21 protein-coding genes are annotated in these 24,943 nt (G+C 67.8%); 8 read left to right on the top strand and 13 right to left on the bottom strand.

Annotation, left to right across the window (positions count from 1 at the left end; genetic code table 11):
• Positions 1-56: 56 nt before the first annotated feature.
• Together JQ639_RS30450 and JQ639_RS30445 are read right to left on the bottom strand one after the other, a co-directional pair.
• On the bottom strand, positions 57-356 hold the full coding sequence (locus JQ639_RS30450) for an HU family DNA-binding protein (protein ID WP_211963397.1): 300 nt from the start codon (positions 354-356) through the stop codon (positions 57-59).
• Between the two features lie 273 nt (positions 357-629).
• A complete protein-coding gene (locus JQ639_RS30445; RefSeq protein ID WP_211963395.1) occupies positions 630-1,523 on the bottom strand; it encodes a LysR family transcriptional regulator in 894 nt (297 codons plus the stop codon).
• 127 nt (positions 1,524-1,650) lie between these two features.
• On the opposite strand from JQ639_RS30445, the gene JQ639_RS30440 reads away from it, so the two are divergent.
• Positions 1,651-3,207 carry an MFS transporter gene (locus JQ639_RS30440; RefSeq protein ID WP_211963393.1) on the top strand — a complete coding sequence of 519 codons (1,557 nt, stop codon included), beginning with the start codon at positions 1,651-1,653 and terminating at the stop codon, positions 3,205-3,207.
• Positions 3,208-3,220: 13 nt separating this feature from the next.
• Here JQ639_RS30440 and panD read toward each other — a convergent pair whose 3' ends face one another.
• Together panD and JQ639_RS30430 are read right to left on the bottom strand one after the other, a co-directional pair.
• Positions 3,221-3,589 carry an aspartate 1-decarboxylase gene (panD, locus tag JQ639_RS30435; RefSeq protein ID WP_249122859.1) on the bottom strand — a complete coding sequence of 123 codons (369 nt, stop codon included), beginning with the start codon at positions 3,587-3,589 and terminating at the stop codon, positions 3,221-3,223.
• A 107-nt stretch (positions 3,590-3,696) separates the two neighbouring features.
• Positions 3,697-5,136, bottom strand: a complete 1,440-nt coding sequence (locus JQ639_RS30430; protein WP_211963391.1) for an MFS transporter — start codon at positions 5,134-5,136, stop codon at positions 3,697-3,699.
• 102 nt (positions 5,137-5,238) lie between these two features.
• On the opposite strand from JQ639_RS30430, the gene JQ639_RS30425 reads away from it, so the two are divergent.
• Both JQ639_RS30425 and JQ639_RS30420 read left to right on the top strand, forming a co-directional pair.
• Complete coding sequence (locus JQ639_RS30425) at positions 5,239-6,084, top strand: LysR family transcriptional regulator (RefSeq protein WP_211963390.1); 846 nt, start codon at positions 5,239-5,241, stop codon at positions 6,082-6,084.
• 48 nt (positions 6,085-6,132) lie between these two features.
• Positions 6,133-6,714 (top strand): hypothetical protein, encoded by a 582-nt coding sequence (locus tag JQ639_RS30420; protein WP_211963389.1) that lies wholly within the window; start codon positions 6,133-6,135, stop codon positions 6,712-6,714.
• Between the two features lie 71 nt (positions 6,715-6,785).
• Here JQ639_RS30420 and JQ639_RS30415 read toward each other — a convergent pair whose 3' ends face one another.
• From JQ639_RS30415 to JQ639_RS30380, 8 genes are all read right to left on the bottom strand, one after another.
• The gene (locus JQ639_RS30415) at positions 6,786-6,950 is read right to left on the bottom strand and encodes a DUF3309 family protein (RefSeq protein ID WP_211963388.1); all 165 of its coding nucleotides are present in this window, start codon (positions 6,948-6,950) and stop codon (positions 6,786-6,788) included.
• A gap of 156 nt (positions 6,951-7,106) precedes the next feature.
• Positions 7,107-8,195, bottom strand: a complete 1,089-nt coding sequence (locus JQ639_RS30410; RefSeq protein ID WP_211963387.1) for a rhomboid family intramembrane serine protease — start codon at positions 8,193-8,195, stop codon at positions 7,107-7,109.
• A 632-nt stretch (positions 8,196-8,827) separates the two neighbouring features.
• On the bottom strand, positions 8,828-10,258 hold the full coding sequence (gene pyk, locus JQ639_RS30405; protein WP_211963386.1) for a pyruvate kinase: 1,431 nt from the start codon (positions 10,256-10,258) through the stop codon (positions 8,828-8,830).
• 661 nt (positions 10,259-10,919) lie between these two features.
• Complete coding sequence (locus JQ639_RS30400; RefSeq protein ID WP_211964998.1) at positions 10,920-11,858, bottom strand: 2-hydroxy-3-oxopropionate reductase; 939 nt, start codon at positions 11,856-11,858, stop codon at positions 10,920-10,922.
• An 86-nt stretch (positions 11,859-11,944) separates the two neighbouring features.
• Positions 11,945-12,727, bottom strand: coding sequence for a hydroxypyruvate isomerase (gene hyi, locus JQ639_RS30395; RefSeq protein ID WP_211963385.1), 783 nt, complete (start codon positions 12,725-12,727; stop codon positions 11,945-11,947).
• A 187-nt stretch (positions 12,728-12,914) separates the two neighbouring features.
• A complete protein-coding gene (gene gcl / locus JQ639_RS30390) occupies positions 12,915-14,675 on the bottom strand; it encodes a glyoxylate carboligase (protein WP_211963384.1) in 1,761 nt (586 codons plus the stop codon).
• A 477-nt stretch (positions 14,676-15,152) separates the two neighbouring features.
• Positions 15,153-16,955: an adenine deaminase gene (locus tag JQ639_RS30385; protein ID WP_211963383.1), complete on the bottom strand. Its 1,803-nt coding sequence runs from the start codon at positions 16,953-16,955 to the stop codon at positions 15,153-15,155.
• Between the two features lie 157 nt (positions 16,956-17,112).
• Complete coding sequence (locus JQ639_RS30380) at positions 17,113-17,823, bottom strand: GntR family transcriptional regulator (RefSeq protein WP_211963382.1); 711 nt, start codon at positions 17,821-17,823, stop codon at positions 17,113-17,115.
• Between the two features lie 280 nt (positions 17,824-18,103).
• Here JQ639_RS30380 and JQ639_RS30375 point away from each other — a divergent pair, with 280 nt between their 5' ends.
• The 5 genes from JQ639_RS30375 to JQ639_RS30355 all read left to right on the top strand — a co-directional run bounded on the left by JQ639_RS30375 (position 18,104) and on the right by JQ639_RS30355 (position 23,521).
• On the top strand, positions 18,104-18,997 hold the full coding sequence (locus JQ639_RS30375) for a VOC family protein (protein ID WP_211963381.1): 894 nt from the start codon (positions 18,104-18,106) through the stop codon (positions 18,995-18,997).
• A 28-nt stretch (positions 18,998-19,025) separates the two neighbouring features.
• Positions 19,026-20,585: a bifunctional 3-(3-hydroxy-phenyl)propionate/3-hydroxycinnamic acid hydroxylase MhpA gene (gene mhpA, locus JQ639_RS30370; RefSeq protein WP_211963380.1), complete on the top strand. Its 1,560-nt coding sequence runs from the start codon at positions 19,026-19,028 to the stop codon at positions 20,583-20,585.
• A gap of 46 nt (positions 20,586-20,631) precedes the next feature.
• Positions 20,632-21,951 carry an MFS transporter gene (locus JQ639_RS30365; protein ID WP_211963378.1) on the top strand — a complete coding sequence of 440 codons (1,320 nt, stop codon included), beginning with the start codon at positions 20,632-20,634 and terminating at the stop codon, positions 21,949-21,951.
• A 46-nt stretch (positions 21,952-21,997) separates the two neighbouring features.
• Positions 21,998-22,846 (top strand): fumarylacetoacetate hydrolase family protein, encoded by an 849-nt coding sequence (locus JQ639_RS30360; protein ID WP_211963374.1) that lies wholly within the window; start codon positions 21,998-22,000, stop codon positions 22,844-22,846.
• 129 nt (positions 22,847-22,975) lie between these two features.
• Positions 22,976-23,521, top strand: coding sequence for a cytochrome b (locus JQ639_RS30355; protein ID WP_211963372.1), 546 nt, complete (start codon positions 22,976-22,978; stop codon positions 23,519-23,521).
• A 271-nt stretch (positions 23,522-23,792) separates the two neighbouring features.
• Here JQ639_RS30355 and JQ639_RS30350 read toward each other — a convergent pair whose 3' ends face one another.
• Positions 23,793-24,698 carry an IclR family transcriptional regulator gene (locus tag JQ639_RS30350; protein WP_211963371.1) on the bottom strand — a complete coding sequence of 302 codons (906 nt, stop codon included), beginning with the start codon at positions 24,696-24,698 and terminating at the stop codon, positions 23,793-23,795.
• Between the last annotated feature and the right edge of the window lie 245 nt (positions 24,699-24,943).

The following is a 24,943-nucleotide window of genomic DNA, read 5'->3' as shown; positions in this document are numbered from 1 at the left end:
AAGGCCCCCGGAACGGGGGCCTTTTCGTCGTCCGCGAATGCGGAGCGGATAACGGCTTACACCGCTTCCTTGGCGGCCTTGACCGGACGCGCACGGATGATCTTGCGGGCCGGCTTGGCCTTGAAGGTCATCGGCTCGCCGGTGAACGGGTTGGTGCCCTTGCGCGCCTTGGTCGCCGGCTTCTTGACGACAACGAACTTGGCGAAGCCCGGAACAACGAACACGCCGTTCTTCTTCAGCTCCTTGTAGCCGACCGTGGTGAGGACCTCGAGAACGCCCTTGACGTCCTTCTTGGCGAGTTCGGTCTGGGTCGAGATCTGCTCGATGAGCTGCGACTTCGTCAGTTGAGCGGCCATAGTGTCTCCTAGGGAAAAATGATTCGGACATCGCCACCATATGGCGGAATCTGCCTTGAAACATAGTCCCAACGCGCTCTGCACAGCTTTTGTTGGCCAAAAAACCCGAAAAAAACGCCTTTTCAGCGATTCGGGGCGGCCGGGAACGCCGCAAACCCTGTCATCCAAGGCATTTTGGGCATCGCCGGCGGTGCGCGACATGCCGGAGAATCAGCCGCGCGGGTCTGCCGCGACCACCGCTGCGGTGCGCTGTCGCATGCTGGCGCGTCGCTTTCAGGGTGCGGGCGCGAACAGCCGCGCGCCGAGGTAGTCGACGAACACGCGCCGCTTGGGCGACAGGTGACGGCTCGCCGGCCACAGCGCCCAGAACTGGCCGGGATTGATCAGGTGGGCATCCAGCATGGTGACCAGCTCCCCGCGGGCGATGGCGTCGCGCGCGAGGAAGTCCGGCATATGGGCAATGCCATAGCCGCTGACGGCGGCGGCGCGCAGCGCCTCGATGTTGTTGCAGACGAGCGCCGTCGGCAGCCGCAGTTCCTGGCCGGCGCGCGCCTTCAGCAGCCAGTCCTGCAGCTTGCCGGTGGAGGGAAAGCGAAAGCGCAGGCAGCGATGGCCGGCGAGGTCGGCCGGCGTGCGCGGCTTGCCGTGCTCCGCCAGATAGCCGGGCGAGGCGCACAGCACGAAACGGAACGACGACAGCCGCCGCGACATCAGGGCCGAGTCCGGCAGGTCGCCGCTGCGCACCACGACGTCGAAACCATCTTCGATGACATCGACAAGGCGGTCCTCGAAATCGAGGTCGAGTTCGATGTCGGGATAGCGCGCGCTGAACGCCGGCAGCAGCGGCATCAGGAAGCGATAGCCGATGGTCGGCAGGCTGACCCGCAGCCGGCCGCGCGGCGTCGCGGCGGACTGCGCCAGCATCGCCTCGGCCTCCTGCAGGTCGTCGAGCACCTTACGGCAACGCTCATAGAAGAGTGTGCCCTCGTCGGTGAGGCTGACGCGGCGGGTGCTGCGGTGGAACAAGCGCACGCCGACATCGCTCTCGAGCTTGGCGATGCTCTTGCCGACCGCCGAGGCAGAGATGCCGAGCGCCCGGCCGGCCGCCACGAAACTCAGGGTCTCGGCTGCCCGCACGAAGGCGATGATCCCGCTCAGACTGTCCATGGCCGGCAAATTAGAGAGTTTTACTCCGCAATCAATGGAGTTAGAGCGCGTTTATCAACCCGCTCGTCTGGCTTAGTTCCCTGGCTGGTCCTCGCGCCCAATGCTCAAGGACACTCCAAGGATAGCCATGACGCCCTCCGCTCCCTCATCTCCGTCCCGTGGCGGCCACGCCGCCGTGCTCGCCGCCGTCTGCCTCGCCGCGATCGTGCTGCCGATGAGCTTTTCCGGTGGCGCCGTCGCCACGCCCGCGATCGGCCGCGACCTCGGCGGCAGCCCCGCGGCGCTGACCTGGATCACCAACGCCTTCATGCTGACCTTCGGCGGCACCCTGATGGCCGCTGGCACCCTCGCCGATGCCTTCGGCCGCAAGCGCGCCTTTGTCGCCGGGATCGCCGCCTTCACCGTGATCTCGCTGCTGCTCGCCTGCGCTTCGTCCATCGTGATGGTCGACATGCTGCGCGCGGCCCAGGGCCTCGCCGCCGCGGCGACTCTTGCGGGCGGCACCGCGGCGCTCGCCCAGGATGTCGAGGGCCACGCGCGCACCCGCGCCTTCAGCCTGCTGGGCACCACCTTCGGCCTCGGCCTTGCGTTCGGCCCGCTGCTCGCCGGTGCGTTGATCGCGGCTTTCGGCTGGCGCGCGGTGTTCGCCGCCACCGCCGTGGTCGGCCTCGCTGCGCTCGCCTTCGGCGCGCGGCGGATGCGCGACAGCCGCGATCCCGCCGCCCGGGGCCTCGACTGGGCCGGCACGCTGAGCTTCACCGCCATGCTCAGCCTGTTCACCTTCGGCCTGATCGCAGCCCCGAGCCGTGGCTGGGGCGATCCGCTGGTGGTCAGCCTGTTCGTCGGCACGCTGGCCTTGCTGGTCGTGTTCATCGCCGCCGCGCGCCGCGTGGCGCGGCCGATGCTCGACCTGTCGCTGTTCCGCTATCCGCGCTTCGTCGGCGTGCAGATGCTGCCGGTCGCGACCTGTGCCTGCTACATCGTGCTGCTGGTGCTGCTGCCGCTGCGCCTGATCGGTGTCGAGGGGTTTCGCGAGATCGATGCCGGCTGGCTGATGGTGGCGCTGTCGGCGCCGATGCTGGTGGTGCCGTCGCTGGCGGCGACGCTGACGCGGGTCGTGCCGGCGGGCATCGTCTCCGCCGCAGGTCTTGTGGTCGCCGCGGCAGGGCTGGTCTGGCTCGGCGCCGTCGATCCCGGCGGCCCCGTGCTGCCCGTGATCGGCCCGCTGCTGCTGATCGGCTGCGGCGCCGGCCTGCCGTGGGGACTGATGGACGGCCTCGCCCTCAGCGTGGTGCCGACCGAGCGGGCCGGCATGGCGACCGGCATTTTCAACACCATCCGCGTCGCCGGCGAAGGCATCGCACTCGCCATCGCCGGCGCGGTGCTGGCGGCGCTGTCCGGCGGCCGGCTGCACGCGGCGCTGCCCGACACCATTCCCGCGCCGACCATCACGGCCGCCGCGGCGCGCCTTGCGACCGGCGATCTCACCCATGCCGCGGAGTTGCTGCCATCAGCGGTGCGACCGCTGCTGGTCGCGAGCTATGCGGGAGCATTCCAGACGCTGCTGTGGGTGCTGGCGGCGGTGACTGTCGCAGCCGCACTCGTCGTGCTGCTGTGCCTGCGTCAGCCGCAGATCGGTACCGACCATCGCGACGCCGGCGCGCTCGATGCCTCGCAGGCGTGAGACCGCGACTGGATTATGCCACGACCGTCAGCGGCGCTTCGGCGAGATCGCGAACGAAGCGGTTGTGGCCGTCGACCAGGATGACCTGCGGCGTGATCGGCTGCTCGACCAGTTCGAAGCCCATGATGATGATCTCTTCGCCGGCGCCGATGAGATGGGCGGCGGCGCCGTTCATGCAGATCGCGCCGGAATGGCGCTCGCCCTCGATCACATAGGTCTCGAGCCGCGCGCCGGACGTGTTCGACACCACCAGCACGCGCTCGCCGGCCCACAGGCCGGTGCGCTCGAGCAGATCCTTGTCGATGGTGATCGAGCCGACATAGGCGAGGTTCGCCTCGGTAACGGTGGCATTGTGAATCTTCGAACGCATGACGAAGCGCAAGGACATCCTCCCGGTGTCGGCCGACGGCGGCGCGGCCGTGTGGGCGGCGAACCTAGGGCGGTCGATCGCCGATGTCGATGGGCCGGGTTGTGATCACAGCATCGCGGTCAGGCCTCGTCCCACAACCCCAGCGACAGCAGCGCGCCGAGCGCCAGCAGCACGACGTTGCAGCCGAGCGCGACGGCGAAGGCATGGGCATAAGCCGCGAGATCGCGGCCATCGCCGAGCACGGTGTAGAACACACCGCCGATGACGGCGACGCCGAGCGCGGAGGCGATCTGGAAGGTCGAGATCGCGATGCCCGACGCAAGGCCCGCATGGCGGGGATCGACGCCGCCGATCACCACCTTGATCACCGAGGGCATCACGAGACCGAAGCCGATGCCGGCGCAGGCGAGCCCCGCGGACAGCGGCACCGCAACAAACCCCGCGACCGTCAGCGCAACGCTACCGAAGCCGAGCACCTGCAGGGCGAAGCCGAGCGTCAGCGTGCGGGCGCGCAGGCGCTGCATCACCACCGCCGACGCCAGCGAGGCGACGAAGTAGCCGCCGGCATAGGGCAGCATCGCAACGCCCGCCGCCAGCGGCGTCAGCTGACGGCCGCTCTGCAGATAGACCGCGAAGGTGAGATAGAAAGACGCCAGCAGATAGAGCGCCAGCGCCATCAGCACGCCGAGCACAAAACTGCCGTTGGCGAACAGCGACAGCTCCACCAGCGGCGCGCCGCCGCGCGCGGCCAGCCGCCGCTCGAAGGCGATGAAGACCGCGAGCATCGCCGGACAGGCGATCAGCATGGCGACGATCCACACCGGCCAGCCGCTCTCGCGCCCTTCGATCAGCGGATAGACCAGCAGCGCCAGCGTCAATGACAGCAGCACCACGCCGCCGAGGTCGAGCCGCTGCGCCTGCGGCGCGCGGGAGTCGCCGAGCACGGTGAGGCCCCCGACGAAGGCGACGAGGCCGATCGGCACGTTGACGAGGAAGATCGCCTGCCAGGTCCAGCCGAACGGCTGCGACGACACCAGCACGCCGCCGAGAATCTGGCCGACGATGTTGGCAAGGCCGAAGGTCGCGCTGTAGAACGCCAGCGCCCGGCCCTGCTCGGCGGCGGGAAACAGCACGCGGATCGAGGCCAGCACCTGCGGCGCCATGATGGTCGCCGTCAGCCCCTGCAGGATGCGCCCGACGATCAGCACCTGCGGCGACCAGGCGAAGCCGCACAGCACCGAGGCCAGCGTGAAGCCGGCGACGCCGGTGACGAACATTGGCCGCCGTCCCAGCCAGTCGCCGAGCCGCCCGCCGGTGATCAGGAACACCGCATAGGTCGCGGCATAGGCGGAGATGACGAATTGCAGGTCGCCGGCGCTGGCATGCAGCCCCTGCCGGATCGCCGGCAGCGCCAGATTGACGACGTTGAAATCGAGGATCGGCAGGAAGGCGCCGGTGAGCAGCACCGGCAGCGCCAGCCAGCGTCTGGGGTCGCCGGCCCCGGCGTCGCTGCGGCTCCCCGTGGCCGCGACGGTGATCTCGTCCGTTTGACTGCTCATGCCTGCTCTCCCGATGGCGCCGTCGGAGGCAAGCTAGTGCCGGCTTGATCATATTATAATGATATGATTGGATATATTAGAAATAACGATACGGCATCTAACATGACCACCCTCGATGTCGACGCCGTGCAGGCGTTCGTGCTGGTCGCCGATCTGCAGAGCTTCACCCGCGCCGCCGACGCTCTCGGCACCTCGCAGGCCGCCGTCAGCGTCAAGCTCAAGCGGCTGGAGGAGCGGCTCGGCCACAAGCTGATCGAGCGCACGCCGCGCTCGGTGCGGCTGTCGGCGCGCGGCGCCGCCTTCCTCGACAGCGCCCGCGACTTCATCGCCGCGCACGAGCGCGCGGTCGCCGACCTGTCGTCGCGGCCGCAAACCCTGACGCTCGGCATCAGCGACCATGTCGCCGGACCCGAGCTGCCACTGCTGCTGGCGCGACTGCACGCCTACGATCCGGCGCTGCTGATCACCGTGGAGATCGGCGCCTCGCGCGCCCTGCTCGATGCGTTCGATGGCGGCACGCTGGATGCGGCGATCGTGCGTTGCGAGGACGACCGCCGCGACGGCGAGGTGCTGGGACGCGAGCGCGTCGGCTGGTTCGCCGCGCCGTCGTTCATGCGCCGCGACGGCGAAGCGCTCCGCCTCGCCTCGCTGGCGCCGTCCTGCGGCGTGCGCAACATCGCCGGCCGCGCGCTCGATGCCGCGGGGATCGCCTGGATGGACGTGTTCATGGGCGGCGGCACCACCGCGGTTACCGCCGCGGTGTCGGCCGGCCTTGCGGTCGCCGCGCTGGCGCAGCGGGTCGCGCCCGCCGGCAGCGTCGAGGTCGGCGAGCGTCTTGGCCTGCCGGCCCTGCCGCCGTCGACCATCGTGCTGCATGCGCGCCTGACCGATGCGCGCTCGCGCGGCGCGCTGCGCACGCTGGCCGCGGCGTTTCGCGAACATCGCTGACCGGGCCCAATGCGGTTCGGGCTATTTCGTCCTGACAGGAGGCGACCGATGGCGAAGTGGAAAGGGAGTGTCTGGCTTTTGGGCCTGGCCATCTGCTTTGGAGCCGCAAAGGCTGATGACGACAGCAGCGTCACCGCAGAGGCAAGGCTCCTCTTCCAGACGGTGATTGCAGACGAAATCCCTTTGCAACGCTGCGAACTCCAGCCAGCATGGCAAAGCTCTCCAATTCCTGAGCCTATTGCCCGTCATTATTTTGGTTCGACAGTGCGCGCGGAGCTCGTACCGGCAGTCTCTGGAGGCAGTCTCAGCAGGATTGTCGATATTGCTGACCGCGAAGAGTATGTATGCAGCGGGGAAAAACAAAAATTGCTGGACCAAGATCGGCGAAGAAAATTTGAAGCCGGCAACGGGGACCGTCTGGAGATCAAACACTCCGGCTACACGTTTCCAGTCTTTAGCAACGACTACACACTGGCGGCTCTGATTGTCTCCCACCACCTTCAGGAGTGGGTCCGATCACCCGGAGGCGTCAAAAACCTGCCCGTACAAGCGGTTGGATATGTCGCCATCTACAGGAAGATGGACGGCAGATGGCGACGCGTCGAAACGATCGATCTGTTTGTCACTTGAGTGCCGCCACCGAGAGGGGCTCCCGCCTCGCGAGAACTCCTCCCGGTCACAAGCAGCCATTGAATCTGCGCCTAGATGCGGCCGAGCAGCACGAGGATCAGCAGGATGACGATGACCAGCCCGAGGCCGCCACCGCCATAGTAGCCGGTGCCGTAGAACGGGCCGCCGCCGAGGCCGCTGAAGCCGCCAAGCAGCGCGATGATCAGGATGATCAGAATAATAGTACCGATCGACATTCATGGTCTCCGTGGAATGAAATCGCCACGGTAACCCCGGTCCGGAACCATGGTTCCGGCACGAAGGCCAATCGATTGCGCCTGTGCAGATGAAAATTTTCGGCGTGCGCGGGGAACTGATCGACGGTGCGCCGAAGGTGCGGGCTTACAATCCCATTACAATCCCATGCGCCGCTTGCGTTCGGCCCGAAACGACGCACCGGCGAAACCGACATCGCGCAGGCCGCGCGACAGCTCCGGCCCGTGCACCAGAAGCGACAGCAGCAGCACGCCCGCGGCGGCTGCGGCGAGCATGATCTCGCCGTTGCCGCAGCCGAGGCCGAGCAGCGGATCGATCGGTGTCGTGACGCCGCGGGCATAGGCGACGCAACTCGCCGTCCATGCCGGGGCCAGCACCATGCCCGCGACCACAGCCAGCATCATGTTCATGACCGCCATCACGACGACGGCCATGGCAAGGCCCTTGCGGAGCGGCAGCAGGCGATCGACCAGCGCGACCACCACCGCACCGGCGGCGAGACCCGCGACCAGCGCCATCCAGGCATCCGGCCGGGGCAGCGCCGCTCCGGCGACCAGCAGCACCGCCGCGACGATCAGCACGATGTTGGCCTTGATCGCCTCGGGGAACCTGCAACGCAGCACACGCCCGCCGACACGCTCCGCGCCATCGAGGAGTGCGCAAGCGATCAGCCCCGCGGCGAAGCCGCCGAGATGCACCCGCCAGTCGATCGCCGACGTCGCGAGGGTCAGCACGACGTTGAGGCCGATATTGATGACAAAGAAATTGGGCGCGAGGTCGACCTTGCCGAGGACCCTCAGGCACAGCAGCGCCCCGAGAATGCCGGCGACGCCGCCGGACGCGCCGACGGTGAGGAATGGCGCGCCGTGCGTCGCGATGCTGACGACGTTGCCGCAGACCACCGCCGCGACATAGACAATCAGGAAGTAGAGCGAGCCGATGCGCTTTTCCAGCAGGCCGCCCCACAGCACGAGGCAGAGCATGTTGGTGCCGAGATGCAGCGGATTGACGTGCAGGAAGCCGGCCACCAGCAGGCGCCAGTATTCATGGTGGTCGAGCGCGCCGATATAGATCGCGCCGCTGCGATACAGCACCTCGGCCGTCATAGTCCCGGTGCCCGACCTCGAGAGGCACAGACCATAGGCCAGGAGATTCGCCGTCAGCAGCAGGTAGACAGCGAAATGGGGGATTTCAAAAGCCTGCCAGCGGCTTCGGGGAGTGGGCATGCGTCGCAATCCGGCGAGAACGAAACTCGCGGCGAGGCTACGCCATCCGGTGCATCCCTGACAATCGGTGCCGCGCAAATCCGGCGACGCAGCCGATCCGCATCGTCGCGGCATCCACCATCCTGACATCAGCCATCGCGGCCGCGGCGCCATCGTCCCCGTGCCCTGGCCGAAGTGACACGCGACAGGCGCGGCTGCACGCGATGGATCGGCTGCACCTGCCCCGCCGTCACCGCCGTGATACGAGCGCTGAACTGGCCGTTCATGACGATCCTGCCGCACGGCTGGCCGCCGGCTACGGCGGCGCGACGACGCGCAGAAGGCGCGCGAGTCCCTTCACAATGATGGGATCGGTGCGAACGCAAACATTTAGCTTGGAGTTTTGCGGACACTCCAGCGGCCCGCGATTACCCCGGATATCGCCTCGCTCATCCATGCTACGCGACAACGTCGAGACAGAGCCGCGGAACTTCCTCCGTCATCCTGAGGTGCGAGCGGAGCGAGCCTCGAAGGATGAACGGCCACCGAGCAGCCGCCTGGGCCGTGGCCCTTCGAGGGCCCCGCTACGCGGGGCCACCTCAGGGGGGCGAGGAGAGGCTGTGCGCTTCAGGCCGCATAGCTCGCTGCTGAGTTCACACCGCCGGCTGCGGCAGCGCGACGATGCGCAGCAGGTTGGTGGTGCCGGCGACGCCGAAGGGAATGCCGGCGGTGACGACGATGCTGTCGCCGGGCGCGGCAAAACGCTCGGCGAGTGCGGTCTCGCAGGCGACCTGGGTCATCGCCGCCTCGCTTTCGATCTCATGGGCGATCACCACCGAATGCACGCCCCACACCGGCGCCAGCCGCCGGGCGGTCGCGACCGACGGCGTGATCGACAGGATCGGCGCAACCGGGCGCTCGCGCGCGGCGCGGATGCTGGTGAAGCCGGATGACGTGTAGGTGACGGTCGCCTTGGCCGAGATCTGGCGCGCGACGTGGCGCAGCGCCCGGCAGATCGCGTCGGCATGGGTGGTACGCGCCTCCTCGTGCTGGGCATCCGCCAGGGTGCGGTAGTGCGGATCGGCTTCGACGCCCCTGATGATGGACTCCATCATCGCCACCGCCTCGCGCGGGTATTGCCCGCTGGCGGATTCCGCCGACAGCATCACCGCGTCAGCCCCCTCGTAGACAGCGGTGGCGACATCGGACGCCTCCGCCCGCGTCGGCACCGGCGCGCTGGTCATCGATTCCAGCATCTGGGTCGCCACCACCACCGGCTTGCCCTCGCGATGGCAGGCGCGCACGATGCGCCGCTGCATCACCGGCACCTGCTCCGGCGGCATCTCGACGCCGAGATCGCCGCGCGCCACCATGATGCCGTCGGCGCGGGCGACGATGGCATCGAGGTTGTGGATCGCCGCGGGCTTTTCCATTTTCGCCATCACCAGCGCGCGGTCGCCGATCAGCGCACGCGCCTCGTCGATGTCCTCCGGCCGCTGCACGAACGACAGCGCCACCCAGTCGGCGCCCATGTCGAGGCCGAAGGCAAGGTCGCGGCGGTCGCGCGCGGTGAACGGCGACATCGGCAGGATGACGCTGGGCACATTGATGCCCTTGTGCTCGGACAGGCGTCCGCCGACCACCACCCGCGTCTCGGCGAAATCCGGCCCGCAGCTCTCGACCGAAAGACGGATCTTGCCATCGTCGAGCAGCAGCGGCGTGCCGGCGGCGAGCGCGGCAAAAATCTCGGGATGGGGCAGCGCCACACGGCTGGCATCGCCGGCGACCGGATCGAGATCGAGGCGAAAGCGCGCGTCGCGCACCAGCTCGACCGGGCCATTGGCGAACTTGCCGACACGCAGCTTCGGCCCCTGCAGGTCCATCAGGATGCCGACGGGACGGCCGACCTCGCGCTCGACCTCGCGGATGATGCGAAAGCGCTCGCGATGATCGTCGTGGCTGCCATGGCTGAAGTTGAGGCGGAACATGTCGACCCCCGTCTCGAACAGCGCACGGATCATTTCCGGCGACGAGCTCGACGGACCGAGGGTGGCGATGATCTTGGCATTGCGGGAGCGGCGCATGGGGAGGCCTCTGTGTGTGATGCGGATAGCAGCAGATGTGGATCGCCGGCGCGTGCGTCGGCGTGACCTCGCTTCCCTTCCTCGTCATGCCCGGGCTCGTCCCGGGCATCCACGTCTTCAGGGCAGTCCGGCACAAAAGACGTGGATGGCCGGGAGACCCTCGTCCTGGCGATCCCTCCAGGACAGATCGAGCTGCGCGGCCATGACGGCGAATGGGGCGACGCCGTGCGTCACCTCCTCCGCTCGCGATGCTGGCCCCTCCCCTCATCCTGAGGAGCCCGTACAGTGGGCGTCTCGAAGGATGAGGCCGAGGCTTGCGGCCTCATGGTTCGAGACGGCGCTGACGCGCCTCCTCACCATGAGGAGAGAAGTTGCGCCCGGCCAGAACGGAGAATGTAGCTACAGCCAGCAGCATCCATTCCGTCATCCTGAGCAGCATCCATCCCGTCATCCTGGGGTGCGAGCCAACGGGTCCGCGCGCAAGCGCGGCCCGATGACAGGCTCCGCGAGCCTCGAAGGATGAACGGCCCGGTGGCCAGCTTGGAAGGCTCGGGCCGTCGCCCTTCGAGGGCCGCGCAGAGCGCGGCCACCTCAGGGTGACGGATTGACCTTCACCGATCGATGGAGGCGCAGGCCTCATACCGCGTAGCGCCCCGCCCCCTCAGGCGATGTCGTGCGCGGCGGCGAGCTCCAGCGCCTTGACCATCGCCGAGTGGTCCCACGCCTTGCCGCCCTGGGCGGCGCAGGCGTTGAAGAGCTGCTGGGCGATTGCGGTCGACGGCAGCGCGATGCCGAGGGCGCGGGCGCCGTCCAGCGCAAGGTTGAGGTCCTTCTGGTGCAGCTCGATGCGGAAGCCCGGCTCGAAGTTGCGCTTGATCATGCGCTCGCCATGGACCTCGAGGATGCGCGACGATGCAAAGCCGCCCATCAGCGCCTGGCGCACCAGCGCCGGATCCGCGCCGGCCTTGGAGGCGAAAAGCAGGGCTTCGCCCACCGCCTCGATGGTCAGCGCGACGATGATCTGGTTGGCGACCTTGGTGGTCTGGCCATCGCCATTGCCGCCGACCCGGGTGACGTTCTTGCCGAGCTTGTCGAACAGCGGCTTGACGCGCTCGAACGCGCGCTCCGGGCCGCCGACCATGATGGTGAGCGACGCCGCCTTGGCACCGACCTCGCCGCCGGACACCGGCGCGTCGAGATAGTCGACGCCGCGCTCGTTGATGGCCTTGGCGAACTCCTTGGTGGCGAGCGGCGCGATCGAGCTCATGTCGACCACGATCTTGCCCGGCGACAGCCCCTCGGCGACGCCGCCGGCATCGAACAGCACCGCCTTCACATGCGGGGTGTCCGGTACCATGATGAACACGATGTCGGACTGCTCGGCGACGTCCTTCGCCGACTTGCAGGCGACCGCGCCGGCTTCCAGCAGGTTGCCCGGCACCGGATTGACGTCGTGCACGGCGAGACGATGGCCGGCCGCCAGCAGGTGGCCCGCCATCGGGCGCCCCATGATGCCGAGGCCGATGAATCCGAGATTGCTCATGGTGTGTCTTCCCTTGGGTTGTTTGATCGGATGTCTGAGCCGGCCCTTGCGCTTCATGCGGAGCAACAGGCCGGTGCCTTGCGGCGGATGCGTGCGCCGCGCCTCGACGTCAGGGGCGTGCGCCCGACGCGGCGCGGTCCTGGTCACGCCGCCGCCAGTTGCGCGAACCATCCAAGGCCCTCGGCCGTGGTGGTCTTCGGCTTGTATTCGCAGCCGACCCAGCCGCGGTAGCCGATGTCGTCGAGATACCTGAACAGGAACGGATAGTTGATCTCGCCGGTGCCCGGTTCGTTGCGGCCGGGATTGTCGGCCAGTTGCACATGGGCTATGCGGTCGAGATGGCGCTTCAACGTCGGCGCCAGATCCCCTTCCATGATCTGCATGTGGTAGATGTCGTACTGGATGAACAGGTTGTCCGAGCCGACATCGCCGATCAGCTTCACCGCCTGGTCGGTGCGGCTGAGGAAGAAGCCGGGAATGTCGCGGGTGTTGATCGGCTCGACCAGCAGGCGGATCTTTTCCTTCGCCAGCGCGGCGGCGGCAAAGCGCAGGTTCTCCACCAGCGTGTCATGGGCGGTCGCGGCATTCGCGCCGGCCGGCAGGATGCCGACCAGGCAATTGAGCTGGCGGCAGTCGAGCGCCCGGGCATAGTCGATGGCGCGGCCGACGCCGTCGCGGAATTCCTGCATGCGATCGGGAAGCACCGCGATGCCGCGTTCATCCCCAGCCCAGTTGCCGGCGGGCAGGTTGTGCAGCACCTGCGTCAGGCCGTGCTGCTTCAGCTGCCCGGCCAGTTCGGCCTTGTCGAAGTCGTAGGGAAACAAATACTCGACGCCGGAAAAGCCGGCGGCCTTCGCGGCGGCGAAGCGTTCGACGAACGGCAGCTCGTTGAACAGCATGGTGAGATTAGCAGCGAATTTCGGCACGGCGGTTGTCCTTTTCTTCAAGCGAAAACATCAGATCGTCACCCTGAGGAGGTCGTGCGCAGCACGACCCTCGAAGGGCGACAGCCCGGGCCGTCGTCCTTCGAGGCTCGCTAACGCTCGCACCTCAGGATGACGGATCACGTCACGCGACCACGCATGACGAGGGTTCGGGACAGGCTGCCGCCCCCTACTCCGCCGGCGTGAGCACGCGTTCGCTGAGCGGGGCTTCCTCGAACTCGTTGATGGCGTCGATCTCCACGCCCATCGGAATGTTGGTGACGCGCTCGAGGATGAACTCGATCACCACCGGCACCTGGTGCTCGCGCATCAAGGCTTCGGCACGCGCGAACGCGTCCTTGAACTCGTTGGGGCTGCGCACCCGTACCGCCTTGCAGCCGAGACCTTCGGCGACGGCGACATGGTCGACGCCATATCCGCCGGTGTCGGTGTTGACGTTCTCGAACGCCAGCGACACCTCGAAGTCCATGTTGAAGCCGCGCTGCGCCTGGCGGATGAGGCCGAGATAGGAGTTGTTCACCACCACGTGGAGATACGGCAGCTTGTGCTGGGCGCCGACCGCGAGCTCCTCGATCAGGAACTGGAAGTCGTAGTCGCCGGACAGCGCGACGATGGTCTTGTCCGGACATGCGGCGCGCACGCCGAGCGCGGCCGGCAGCGTCCATCCCAGCGGACCGGCCTGGCCGCAATTGATCCAGTGCCGGGGATGATAGACGTTGAGCAGCTGGCCGCCGGCGATCTGCGACAGGCCGATCGCGGTGACATAGCAGACATCGCGGCCGAACGCGGCGTTCATCTCCTCATAGACGCGCTGCGGCTTGAGCGGCACCTGATCGTAATGGGTCTTGCGCGGCATGCTCGCCTTGCGCGCGGCGCACTCGCGCGCCCAGATGCCGCGATCCCTGAGCTTGCCCGCCGCCTTGCGCTCGCGCGCCACCTCGATCAGCAGGTCGAGGGCGGCGAGCGCATCGGAGACGATGCCGAAGTCCGGGCCGAACACCCGGCCGATCTGGGTCGGCTCGATGTCGATGTGGATGAACTTGCGGCCCTTGGTGTAGGTCTCCACCGAGCCGGTGTGGCGGTTGGCCCAGCGGTTGCCGATGCCGATGACGAAATCGGACGCCAGCATCGTGGCGTTGCCATAGCGGTGGCTGGTCTGCAGGCCGCACATGCCGGCCATCAGCGGATGGTCGTCGGGGATCGCGCCCCAGCCCATCAGCGTCGGGATCACCGGAATGCCGGTGAGCTCGGCGAACTCGACCAGTTCCTCGGCCGCGTCCGCATTGATGATGCCGCCGCCGGCGACGATCAGCGGCCGCTCCGCCGCGTTGAGCATGTCCAGCGCCTTCTCGATCTGCTTGCGGGTCGCGCGCGGCTTGTAGACCGGCAGCGGCGCATAGGTGTCCTCGTCGAACTCGATCTCGGCGAGTTGCACGTCGATCGGCAGATCGACCAGCACCGGGCCCGGCCGGCCCGAGCGCATCAGGTGGAACGCCTGCTGCAGCACCATCGGCACCAGCGCCGGCTCGCGCACCGTCACCGCCCACTTGGTCACGGGCTTGGCGATCGCCTCGATGTCGACGGCCTGGAAGTCTTCCTTGTAGAGTTTTGCGCGCGGCGCCTGGCCGGTGATGCACAGGATCGGAATGGAATCCGCCGAGGCAGAATAAAGCCCGGTGATCATGTCGGTGCCGGCGGGGCCCGACGTGCCGATGCACACGCCGATGTTGCCGGCGACGGCGCGGGTGTAGCCCTCGGCCATGTGGGAGGCGCCCTCGACATGGCGCGCCAGCACGTGGCGGATGCTGCCGCGCGCCTTCATCGCCGAATACAGCGGATTGATCGCGGCACCCGGCACGCCGAACGCGCACGAAATGCCTTCCTTCTCCAGCACGCGCACTGCTGCATCGACCGCTCGCATCCGGGCCATGGCTTGTCCTCACCGACGTTGTCTGTTGTTCGATGGACAGAGCATTGCGCCGCGGCACAGCGCTTCTCAATCGCGACGTCGGCGTTTCCCGCGTCGTGGAAGGGATTTTGAAATCGGTGGCGGATCAAGCTGTTAGAGCGGTGGAGCGATGAAAAAGCGGAAGCTGGCGATGACACGTGGTGTGATCACAGACCACACGCCCTGCGCAGGAGCTTGATGGACCTACGCAGAACCGCAATCGGTCCGCTGCGCTTTATTCCGTCATCCCGAGGTGCGAGCGTAGCGAGCCTCGAAGGATGCACGGCCACGGAGTTGCTGCTCGGGCCGTCGCCCTTCGAGGGCCATGCTTTCGCACACAAGTCGGGCTTGCCCGACTTGTGACTTCAAAAGAACGCCCCGACTGAAGCCGGGGCTATGCACCTCAGGGTGACGGATGACATCAGCACGGCGAGGCGATTTTCACCGACGATGGCCTCCTTACTCGAACAGCGGCACCTGGGTCATCTGCGGCACCAGCACGAGGCCCTTGTCGGTGATGCGGATCTCGGGGATCACCGACAGCGGGATGAGGTTGAAGCCCATATAGGGAATGGTGCAGCCGGCCGCGCGCCATTCGACCTTGAGCTGCTTCACTTGCTCCGCAACCTCCGTGATGCGCTTGTCCGAGAGAAGGCCGGCGATCGGCAGCGGCACCAGCGCTTTCACCGCGCCCCCGGCGACGACACAGACGCCGCCTTGCTGCTCCTTGATCGCAGCCAGCGCCACCTGCATGTCGGCCTCGTTGGTGCCGGCGATGATGATGTTGTGGCTGTCGTGACCGACACTGGAGGCGACCGCGCCGCGCGTCAGGCCGAAGTCCTTCAGGAGGCCATGGGCGACGTTGCCCGCGGACTTGCCGTGGCGCTCCACCACCGTGACGAAGCACAGGCCATGGCGATCGAACAGCTCCTGCCAGTCGCGTGCCGGCGTGATCGCGACCTTGTCGTGCACCAGCGTGATGCCGGGCAGCGCGGTGCGGATGGCGTTGACGGTGCACGCGCCCGCCGGCAGCTCCGGCGTCAGGCGCACATGTTGCGGCAGCTTCACCGTGGCGTAGGCCGCCCGGGGGTACTGGTAGCGCTGCGACAGCGCGGCATCGAGCAGCGGGGTGATCCTGCCGTCGTCGACCACCAACTCGCCGCCATACCAGGTGGAGCGCGGCCTGAGATCATCGTCCATCAGCACGAGGTCGGCGCGCCGGCCGCCGCCGAGGCCGCCGATCTCGCTCTCGGCATTGAAACGCGTCGCGCCATGCAGCGAGCCCATCGCCCACGCCTGCTCCGGCGACATCCCGGCCTTCACCGCCTCGCGCACCACCCAGTCCAGGCCGAACTGCAGGAGGTCGTCGGCGTCGCGATCGTCGGTGCACACGGCGACGCGCTTGTGGGAGGCGCCGAGCTCGGTGATGGTGCGGATCGCCTGCGGCAGGCTGTGCCACGGCGTGGTCGGCGGCCCGCCGCGCAGGAACAGCCAGACGCCGGCTTCGAGCAGGTCATCGGCGATGTCGCGATCGATCGCCTCATGGGTGTCGGTGACGCCGCTCGCGGCATAGGCCGCGACGAACTCGCGGCCATAGACATGGCCCGACACCGGCCGTCCCCGCGACAGCGCCGCCGCGAGAATGGCATGGCTGCGCTCGTCACCCATGGTGACCGGCACGAAATCCATCTTCTCGCCGAGCGCCACCGCCTCGGGCCAGCGGTCAAACAGGCCGGCGATCTTGTCGGCGGTGAGATCGCCGCCGGCCGTCTCCAGCGCCGCCGAGGTCGCCGGCACGGTGCTCGGTACCGTCAGGAAGATCGACAGCGGCGCCTGCCGCGCATCCTCCAGCATCGCCTCGACGCCGGCGACGTCCATGACATTGCCGATCTCGTGGCTGTCGCAGAAGATCGTGGTGGTGCCGTTGAGCAGCGCCGCCTCGGCATAGGCGCAGGCCGTGACCATGGATGATTCGATGTGGAGATGCGGGTCGACGAGGCCCGGCGCGATGATGCCGCCAGCGACATCGCGAACCGTCGCGCCGCCGCCATTCGCCTTGTGGCTGCCCGCCGGCTTGACCGCGGCGATGCGCCCGCCGCTGATCCAGATCTCGCGGTTCTCGATCATACGCTCCGAATAGGTCGACAGCACCCGCGCGCCGGTAATGACAAGATCCGGCGCAGCGCGCCCGGACGCGACATCGGCGAGGCGGCGGGTCATGGTGTGCAGCGGCTGGACGGAGAAACGGGTCAGCCTGGACATGGAGGCACCTCGCGTCGGAACACATCGGGAGCAACGGGATCGAAACCCGCCCCCCAAGCATTCAATCATCGCGCGAGGTGAACAAGCTCAAAATTTGGCATCGCGCTGCCGCTTTCGCGACACGGCGCGGGATCACCGCCGCGGCGCAGCGTGCAGCTCACTGCGTTCGGCGCAGGTCCGGGAAGATCGCCTCATCCTGCAGGATGACGTCCGCGGTGCGCTGGTAATGCGCGGTCAGGAGGTTCACGGCCTCGTCGGCGTTGCCGCTCATCACCGCATTGGCGATGGCGAGATGCTCGTCGCCGACATGGCGCGAGGGAAACGCCTTGCGGATCGACAGCCGGCGATAGCGGTAGAGCTGGTCGGCGAGCTGGTTGCAGAACGCGATCAGCGACTGCGAACCGCAATTGCCGATCAGCGTATGATGGAAAGTGCGGTGTAGCCGCTCCCACTCCGGATTGTCCTCGAACTCCGTGGCATTGAGCGATCGCGGCGTCCGGCTCAGGCGATGCTGCGCCACCAGCAGTTGCTCCTCCCAGTGCGGCGTCGTCGCCGCCATGGATTCGCGTAGCGCCAGGCTCTCTACCCAGCAGCGCGTCTTGGTCAGTTCGGCGAGCTCGCCGCGGCTGATGTCGCGGACGTAGAAGCCGCGCTGCTCGCGCACCTCGACGAGGCCGTCGGCCGTCAGACGGTTGAGCGCCTCGCGCAGCGGCGTCTGCCCGGTCTGATAGGTCTCCATCAGGAAACGCATCTGCAGCTTGCGCGATGGCGCCAGCTTTCCGGACAGCAGGTCGTCACGCAGCCGGTCATAGACGTGGCTGGCCTGCGTCGACGGTCCTCCAGCCCCTTCAACCGCCGCGGCGTCCATCGCCTTGCCTCCCGGGCGCGCACCGGCCGCCCACCCACGAATCCACGCCTTTATATACTTATTCGCCGCTCCGGCAAAAATTTATAAATTATTCTTGTGATCGACGTTTTGTGTAATATAGAGGACGAGCAGCCCGGGATGGGGACCGCCATCACGCCAACGACCGCCCGTGCAGGGGCGGCAAGGCCCGCACCGGCCAACGAGGAAATCAGGAGACGGCAACCGCCATGGCCCATGTCCAAGCCCCGCGCGTCAGCGCCCATCACAGCAAGGCTGCCTGATGTCCCGCTTTCCGGTCATCGCCCTGCGCAGCGTCGATCTCGGTACGCCGGATCTGGCGCGCTCCGAACAGTTCTATGTGGCGGTATGGGGCCTCGAGGTCGTCGCTCGTGACAACGGCGTCGTCTACCTGCGCGCCGACGGCAGCGATCACCATGTGGTGGCGCTACATGCGAGCACACGGCCCGAACTGCGCGCGGTAACGTTCCGCGTCGCCTCGGCGGACACCTTTGCGACCATCGCGGCCAGCATCACCGCCCATGGCGGCACGATCGTCGCGCCGGCGGCCGCCAACGGCGCGCCGGACGGCGGCACCGTCATGACCGCGCGCGGACCGGAAGGCGGCGTGCTGCGCTTCGTCCACGGCGATCGCACGCATGCGCCGAAGCCGGGCGGCAGCGACCGCCCGGAACGGCTCGCCCATGTCAATCTCAACAGCACCGACGTCGACGCCTCGGTGGCGTTCTACGAACAGGCGCTCGGCTTCCAGCTCAGCGACCGCTCGAAGCTGATGGGTTTCGTCCGCTGCAACAGCGATCATCATGCCGTGGTCATCGCCGAGGCCAGAGTCAACGGACTGAACCACGTCGCTTTCCTGATGCCGAGCCTCGAAGCCGTGATGCGCGGCTCGGGCCGCATGATCGACGCCGGCTTTCCCATCGCGTGGGGCGTGGGGCGCCACGGCCCCGGCGACAACGTGTTCTCCTACTTCATCGATCCGATCGGCTTCGTCATCGAATACACCGCCGAAGTGCTGCAGGTCGACGACAGCTATATGGTGCGCCGCCCCGACCAGTGGGTCTGGCCGCCGGGCCGCACCGATCAATGGGGCATCGCGCCGCCAAAAGCCGATCACGTCAAGGCGGCGCAGGTCGCCGTGCCCTACGCCGATTGAACATCCACACGCCCGTCGAACGAGATCCATGCCGAACACCGTTGCGAATGACTTCCAGGTCGTGGTCGTGGGCTTCGGCCCGTCGGGCGCGGTGGCGACCAGCCTGCTCGGCGACCGCGGCCTGCGCACGCTGACCATCGATCGCCAGCGCGGCGTCTACGACAAGCCCCGCGCGATCGCGATCGACCACGAGATCCTTCGGCTGCTGGACAATCTCGGCGCCGCCGACAAGGTGCGCCCCTACATTGCGCCGTTTCCGGCGTCCCAGCATTTCGGCGCCAGAGGCCAGCTGATCCGGCGCATCGACATGGTGGCCGAGCCCTACCCGCTCGGCTACACGCCGAGCATGGTGTTCACCCAGCCGCCGGTGGAAGCGGCGCTGCGCGCCCATGCGCAGGCCTATCCCGGCGTCAGCGTCGAACTCGGCACCGAGCTCGTCGGCTTCACGGACACCGGCGACGGCGTCATGCTGCATCTGCGCGACGACGGCGGCACGATCCGCACCGTCACCGCCGACTATGTCATCGCCTGCGACGGCGCCTCCAGCGGCGTGCGCCAGCAGCTCGGCATCGCCTTCGACGATCTGGTGTTCGACGAGCCATGGCTGGTGGTCGACCTGCAGGTGGAGGACGCCGCGCTCGACCGGCTGCCGGAAACCGCGGCGCAGTTCTGCGATCCGGCCCGTCCCACCACCTTCATCATCGGCCCCGGCCGTCACCGCCGTTTCGAGATCATGCTGATGCCCGGCGAGGATCCGCGCGCGATGGAACAGCCGGACCGGGTGTGGCAATTGCTGGCGAAGTGGCTGACGCCCGCGCATGCCACGCTGTGGCGCGCCGCGAGCTATCGCTTCCACGCCCTCGTCGCGACCGACTGGCGGCGCGGCCGCGTGCTGCTGGCGGGAGACGCCGCGCACCAGCAGCCACCGTTTATCGGCCAGGGCATGTGCCAGGGCATTCGCGACGTCGCCAACCTCGTGTGGAAGCTCGACCGCGTGCTGCGCGGCCAGTCGTCCGCGGCGTTGCTCGACACATATGGCGAGGAACGCGGCGCCCATGTCCGCGAGCTCACCGGCCGCATCAAGGCCATCGGCCATGTGATCTGCGAGCGCGATCCCGTCGCCGCCGAAGCGCGCGACGCCCGCATCCTCGCCGAGGGTGGCGGCGTGCCACGCACCATCACGCGGCAGGATATCGTGCCGCCGCTCACCCACGGCCTGCTCGCCGGCGCCGCCCACGCCGCCAACGGGACGCTGTTTCCGCAGCCCTGGATCCGGACGCCCGCCGGCCGGCAATTGCTCGACGCGGTCAGCGGGGCGGGATGGCGCCTCGTGCTGGATGGCCGCAACGCGCGCCTCGCATCGCCCGCGCCCGACGATCGGGCCGGCGCGGCGGGCCTGCGCGTCATTCGCATCGGCGGCAGCGACGACAGCGCGCTGACCGAGACGGACGGCGTGATCGCCACCTGGTTCGACCGGCATGGCTGCGCGGCCGCGATCGTGCGGCCCGATCACTACGTATTCGGCGTCGCAGGCGACGCGCCCGCCCTCGCCGCGCTGATGACCGAGCTGACGACACGGCTGCAGTGACTGCGTTCAACGAAAAAACAACAAGCACGTTTCAGGGAGAACGACCATGACACCATCGAACCCGGCCACCTCCGCGGGCGGCGTGCGCGCCTTCGCAGTCCTCATCATGCTGTTCCTGTTCCAGACGCTGAACTTTTTCGATAAGCTGGTGTTCGGTCTCTCGGCGGTGCCGATGATGAAGGAGCTGGGGCTGACGCCGCAGCAGTTCGGCCTGATCGGCAGCAGCTTCTTCCTGCTGTTCTCGCTGTCGGGCATGGCGGTCGGGCTGTTCGTGATCGGCCGCGTGCCCACCAAGTGGATCCTGATCATTCTCGCCGGCATCTGGTCGGCGACGCAGTTGCCGATCTTCTTCTCGAGCTCGGTCGCGGTGCTGGTGGTGTGCCGCATCCTGCTCGGCGCCGGCGAAGGTCCGGGCCTGCCGACGGCGCTGCACGCCTGCTACAACTGGTTCGCCGCCGACAAGCGCAGCGTGCCGAGCGCGGTGGTGCTGCAGGGCATCAGCGTCGGCCTGCTCGCCGGCGGCCCGTTCCTCACCTACATCATCGTCAACTACGGCTGGCGCACCGGCTTCCTGGTCTGCGGCCTGCTCGGCCTCGCCTGGATGCTCGGCTGGCTGTTCATCGGCGGTGAAGGGCCCTATGCCGCCACGGCGCCCGGCCAGGACACGGCGCAGGCGGGCGCCACCGTGCCGACGGCAATGCTGTGGGGCGATCCCACGGTGATCGGTGTCATCATCATGTCGACGATGTCGTACTGGATCGTCGGCATGTCGGCGACCTGGCTGCCGCCCTACCTGCAGCTCGGCCTCGGCTACCAGCCGGTCGCGGTCGGCTGGATCATCTTCGGCATCTATCTGTTCCAGTCGCCGCTGCTGCTCGGCGGCTCGTGGGTGACGCAACTGATGCAGCGCAGCGGCTTCAGCCTGCGCACCTGTCTCGGCAACGCGTCCGGTCTGGCGCTGCTGGTCGCCGGCATCGCGCTGCTGCTCACACTGGTCACCACCGGTCCGCTGCAGCTCGCCTGCATCGCGCTCGCCTTCGCCGCCCCCAGCCTGACCACGATCTTCGGGCCGGTCGCGCTCGGCGCGGTGGCGCCAGCGGCGCAGCGCGGCAAGCTGATCGTGGTGATCTATTCGGGCAACGCGGTCTCGGCGCTGGTCTCCAACGCCCTCACCGGCTGGATCGTCGGCGAGGCCGGCGCCGACGTCACGCGCGGCTATGCCCACGCCATGACCTTCACCGCTGGCATCCTGCTGATCGGCGCGGTGTCGGCCTTCGCGCTGATCTTCCCCGAGCGCACCATCGCGCGCTTTGCCCGGACCGTCCGGCCCGCGGCCACAGCCACCACTGTGCCGGCGACGTCATGACGGCCGCCGCGTTCATCAGCATCATCCACACCACCGAGGACCTCCGATGAAATTCGCAAGCTTCACCCACAACGGCGCCGCAAGCTGGGGCCTGATCGAGGGCGATAATGCCATCGATGTCGGCGCGCGGTTGCGCGACCGCTTTTCCGATCTCAAGTCCGCCATTGCCGCCGGCGCACTCCCCGACGCCGCGGCGGCCGCGGCCGGCGCGACGCGTATCCCGCTCGCCGCGATCGGCTGGCTGCCGGTCATTCCCAATCCGGACAAGATCCTGTGCATCGGCCTCAACTACGAAACCCATCGCAAGGAGACGGGACGCTCCGAGGTCGAGAACCCCACCGTATTCGGCCGTTTCGCCAACAGCCAGACCGGACACCTCACCGACATCGTCCGGCCGCGGGTGTCGACCGACCTCGACTTCGAAGGCGAACTCGCGCTCGTCATCGGCAAGGCGGGGCGATACATCTCCCGCTCCGAGGCGTGGGGCCACATCGCCGGCTATGCCTGCTACAACGAAGGCAGCGTGCGCGACTTCCAGCGCCACACCCATCAGTTCACGCCGGGCAAGAACTTCCCGCGCACCGGCGCGTTCGGCCCGTGGCTGGTGACGCCGGACGAAGCGGGCGATCTCGCCGGACTGCGGCTGCAGACGCGGCTCAACGGCGAGGTGGTGCAGGATGCAACGCTCGGCCAGATGATCTTCGATATCCCGCGCCAGATCGAATACTGCTCGTCGTTCACCCGTCTTGAACCGGGCGACGTCATCGTCACCGGCACGCCGGGCGGCGTCGGCGCCAAGCGCACCCCGCCGCTGTGGATGAAGCCCGGCGACGTCGTCGAGGTCGAGATCGACCGCATCGGCCTGCTGCGCAACGGCATCGCCCAGGAAGCGTGACACGCAACCTGACCGACGCGTGACGCGCGGCACCTCGCGCATTCGTGACCGAAGGTGTCATGACACGGTGAGGCCGATCTCCTACAGAGACCGCCTCGCCTGTCCACCCTTCAACGGTTCGCCGCCGCCATGTCCGTGCCGACCTACGCTCCGCTGCTGCGCAAGATCCACTGGGCGACCGCGATCCTGTTCATCGTCGCGATGCTGATCGGGCTGTACTGCGGCCTGCAGGAGCCGGGCACATCGCCGCGCCGCGAGTTGCTGGAGCTGCACAAGTCGCTGGGCGTCACGCTGTTCGCGCTCGCCATCCTGCGCGTCATCGTGCGGCTGTCGACCCCGGTACCGGCGGAGCCGGCATCATTCGGCCCGCTGGTGCGCCTCGCCGCGCGGCTCAACCATGCCGCGCTCTATGTCATCCTGTTCGCAATGCCCGTCACCGGCTACATGTTCTCCTCCGCCGGCGGCTACTCGCTGAAATACTTCTGGACGTTCAGCTGGCCGCGGCTGTTCGCGGGCAACAAGGCCATCGCCGAGGCCGGCGAGATCGCCCATGGCCTGCTCGCCTACCTCGTCTATGCCGTGGTCGCGGTGCATATCGCCGCCACGCTATGGCATGCGCTGGTCAAGCGCGACGATGTGCTGGCACGGATGTGGCCGGCACGGCGGGACGCGTAGGCACCGCGATGCTGGCGCCGGGGATCACCGGCACGATGCTTCACGCCGGCCGGTGATAACGCAGCGAAAAACAAAACCCATCGTCGTGACGACGCCAGCGTAGCCCGGGTGAGCGCAGCGATACCCGGGTTTCATCGCACCGTCCGTCCCGCATGTCGCTGCGCTCCTGCGGGCTACGCGCCGCGCGCTTTTCCGCGGCAGGAATTCGTCATGAACGCATCCAGCCCGCGTGAGCGAAACGACATGCGCAACGCGACCGTTGAACGATGCCTCAGGTGATCAGCCGTCCCTGCTCCACCGGGATGACCCCGCCGAGCGCGGCGCTGAGCTCCTGCGCAACGTCGCGCACGATCTTGCCGAGCGCCGGCAGCCGCTCGGTCGGTACGCGCGCGGTGGTGCCGGATACGGAGATGGCGGCGAATGGCTCGCTGCGGTCGTCATAGACCACAGCGGAGACGCAGCGCAGGCCGATCACTGCTTCCTCGTCGTCGATGGAATAGCCCTGCGCGCGCACGGTCTGCAGCGTGCGGCTGAGGTCGCTGGCGCGGACGATCGACTTGGCGGTGAGCTTGGGCATGCCCTGGCGGCGGATCACCGCATGGACGTCGTCCTCGGAATAGGTCGCGAGCACCGCCTTGCCGAGGCCCGAGGCGACCATTGGCGCACGGCCGCCGACCTTGGTCACCGAGCGCATGATCTCGCGGCTCTCGACACGGTTGACAATGACGATGGCGCCGTCGTCGACGACAGCGAGGTTCGCCGTCTCCTTGGTGAGGTCGCGCAGCTTGCGAAGGAACGGCAGCGCCTGGGTGGCGAAGCTGCGGCGGCGCAGGAAGGTGGTGCCGACCGAAAAGCACTTGGCTCCGATATGCCAGGTTGCTTCAGCGCGGTCGAACTGCACGAAGCGGCGCTTCTCAAGCGTGGTCAGCAGGCGATGCACGGTCGATGGCGACAGTCCGGTGCGCACCGCGAGATCGGTCAGGCGGTAGCCCTCGTCGTCTTCGGCGAGGGTCTCGACCAGCAGCAGCGCACGGTCGACCGACTGCACGCCACCGTCGCGCGGCTCCGCGTCCGGCTCGGCCACGCCCTCCCGCGCCACGCGCGGTTCCACCGGCTTGCGCTCGGCCTTGCGTTCGATCTTGCGCTCGGGCCTGCGCCGGGGTCCATCGGTCGTCATTGCCACCTGCCTCCCGTAGCCAGATGCGAAGTTCGCACTGAATTCTGTCGTTGCCATTCTCTTATTGTTCGCAGCGCCTCATGACCAGCCCCTCATGATCCGGAGCTCACCGAGGCCGCGCGGGCGGCTTCTCTCCTCATTCTCCCGAGGAGCAGGCGACGCCTGCGTCTCGCAGGAGCAGGCCCGGCGAAGGGCGTCCCCACCTGATGACTCGGCTCAGCATGACGAGCACCTGTCGCCGCACA

This window comes from Bradyrhizobium sp. U87765 SZCCT0048 (assembly GCF_018131225.1).
Lineage (GTDB): Bacteria > Pseudomonadota > Alphaproteobacteria > Rhizobiales > Xanthobacteraceae > Bradyrhizobium_A.
Note: the sequence above shows the minus strand (reverse complement) of the source record. Positions and strands in the feature narration are given on the sequence as shown.

Bases quoted from the DNA above. Each gene is read 5' to 3' on its own strand.
- pyk (WP_211963386.1), bottom strand. From the start codon at position 10,258: ATGCGCCGCTCCCGCAATGCCAAGATCATCGCCACCCTCGGTCCGTCG.
- JQ639_RS30375 (WP_211963381.1), top strand. From the start codon at position 18,104: ATGTCCCGCTTTCCGGTCATCGCCCTGCGCAGCGTCGATCTCGGTACG.
- JQ639_RS30400 (WP_211964998.1), bottom strand. From the start codon at position 11,858: ATGAAGCGCAAGGGCCGGCTCAGACATCCGATCAAACAACCCAAGGGA.
- mhpA (WP_211963380.1), top strand. From the start codon at position 19,026: ATGCCGAACACCGTTGCGAATGACTTCCAGGTCGTGGTCGTGGGCTTC.
- JQ639_RS30410 (WP_211963387.1), bottom strand. From the start codon at position 8,195: ATGCCCACTCCCCGAAGCCGCTGGCAGGCTTTTGAAATCCCCCATTTC.
- JQ639_RS30380 (WP_211963382.1), bottom strand. From the start codon at position 17,823: ATGGACGCCGCGGCGGTTGAAGGGGCTGGAGGACCGTCGACGCAGGCC.
- JQ639_RS30445 (WP_211963395.1), bottom strand. From the start codon at position 1,523: ATGGACAGTCTGAGCGGGATCATCGCCTTCGTGCGGGCAGCCGAGACC.
- JQ639_RS30415 (WP_211963388.1), bottom strand. From the start codon at position 6,950: ATGTCGATCGGTACTATTATTCTGATCATCCTGATCATCGCGCTGCTT.
- JQ639_RS30425 (WP_211963390.1), top strand. From the start codon at position 5,239: ATGACCACCCTCGATGTCGACGCCGTGCAGGCGTTCGTGCTGGTCGCC.
- gcl (WP_211963384.1), bottom strand. From the start codon at position 14,675: ATGGCCCGGATGCGAGCGGTCGATGCAGCAGTGCGCGTGCTGGAGAAG.
- JQ639_RS30350 (WP_211963371.1), bottom strand. From the start codon at position 24,698: ATGACGACCGATGGACCCCGGCGCAGGCCCGAGCGCAAGATCGAACGC.
- JQ639_RS30385 (WP_211963383.1), bottom strand. From the start codon at position 16,955: ATGTCCAGGCTGACCCGTTTCTCCGTCCAGCCGCTGCACACCATGACC.
- JQ639_RS30440 (WP_211963393.1), top strand. From the start codon at position 1,651: ATGACGCCCTCCGCTCCCTCATCTCCGTCCCGTGGCGGCCACGCCGCC.
- JQ639_RS30450 (WP_211963397.1), bottom strand. From the start codon at position 356: ATGGCCGCTCAACTGACGAAGTCGCAGCTCATCGAGCAGATCTCGACC.
- JQ639_RS30365 (WP_211963378.1), top strand. From the start codon at position 20,632: ATGACACCATCGAACCCGGCCACCTCCGCGGGCGGCGTGCGCGCCTTC.
- JQ639_RS30360 (WP_211963374.1), top strand. From the start codon at position 21,998: ATGAAATTCGCAAGCTTCACCCACAACGGCGCCGCAAGCTGGGGCCTG.
- JQ639_RS30420 (WP_211963389.1), top strand. From the start codon at position 6,133: ATGGCGAAGTGGAAAGGGAGTGTCTGGCTTTTGGGCCTGGCCATCTGC.
- JQ639_RS30430 (WP_211963391.1), bottom strand. From the start codon at position 5,136: ATGAGCAGTCAAACGGACGAGATCACCGTCGCGGCCACGGGGAGCCGC.
- JQ639_RS30355 (WP_211963372.1), top strand. From the start codon at position 22,976: ATGTCCGTGCCGACCTACGCTCCGCTGCTGCGCAAGATCCACTGGGCG.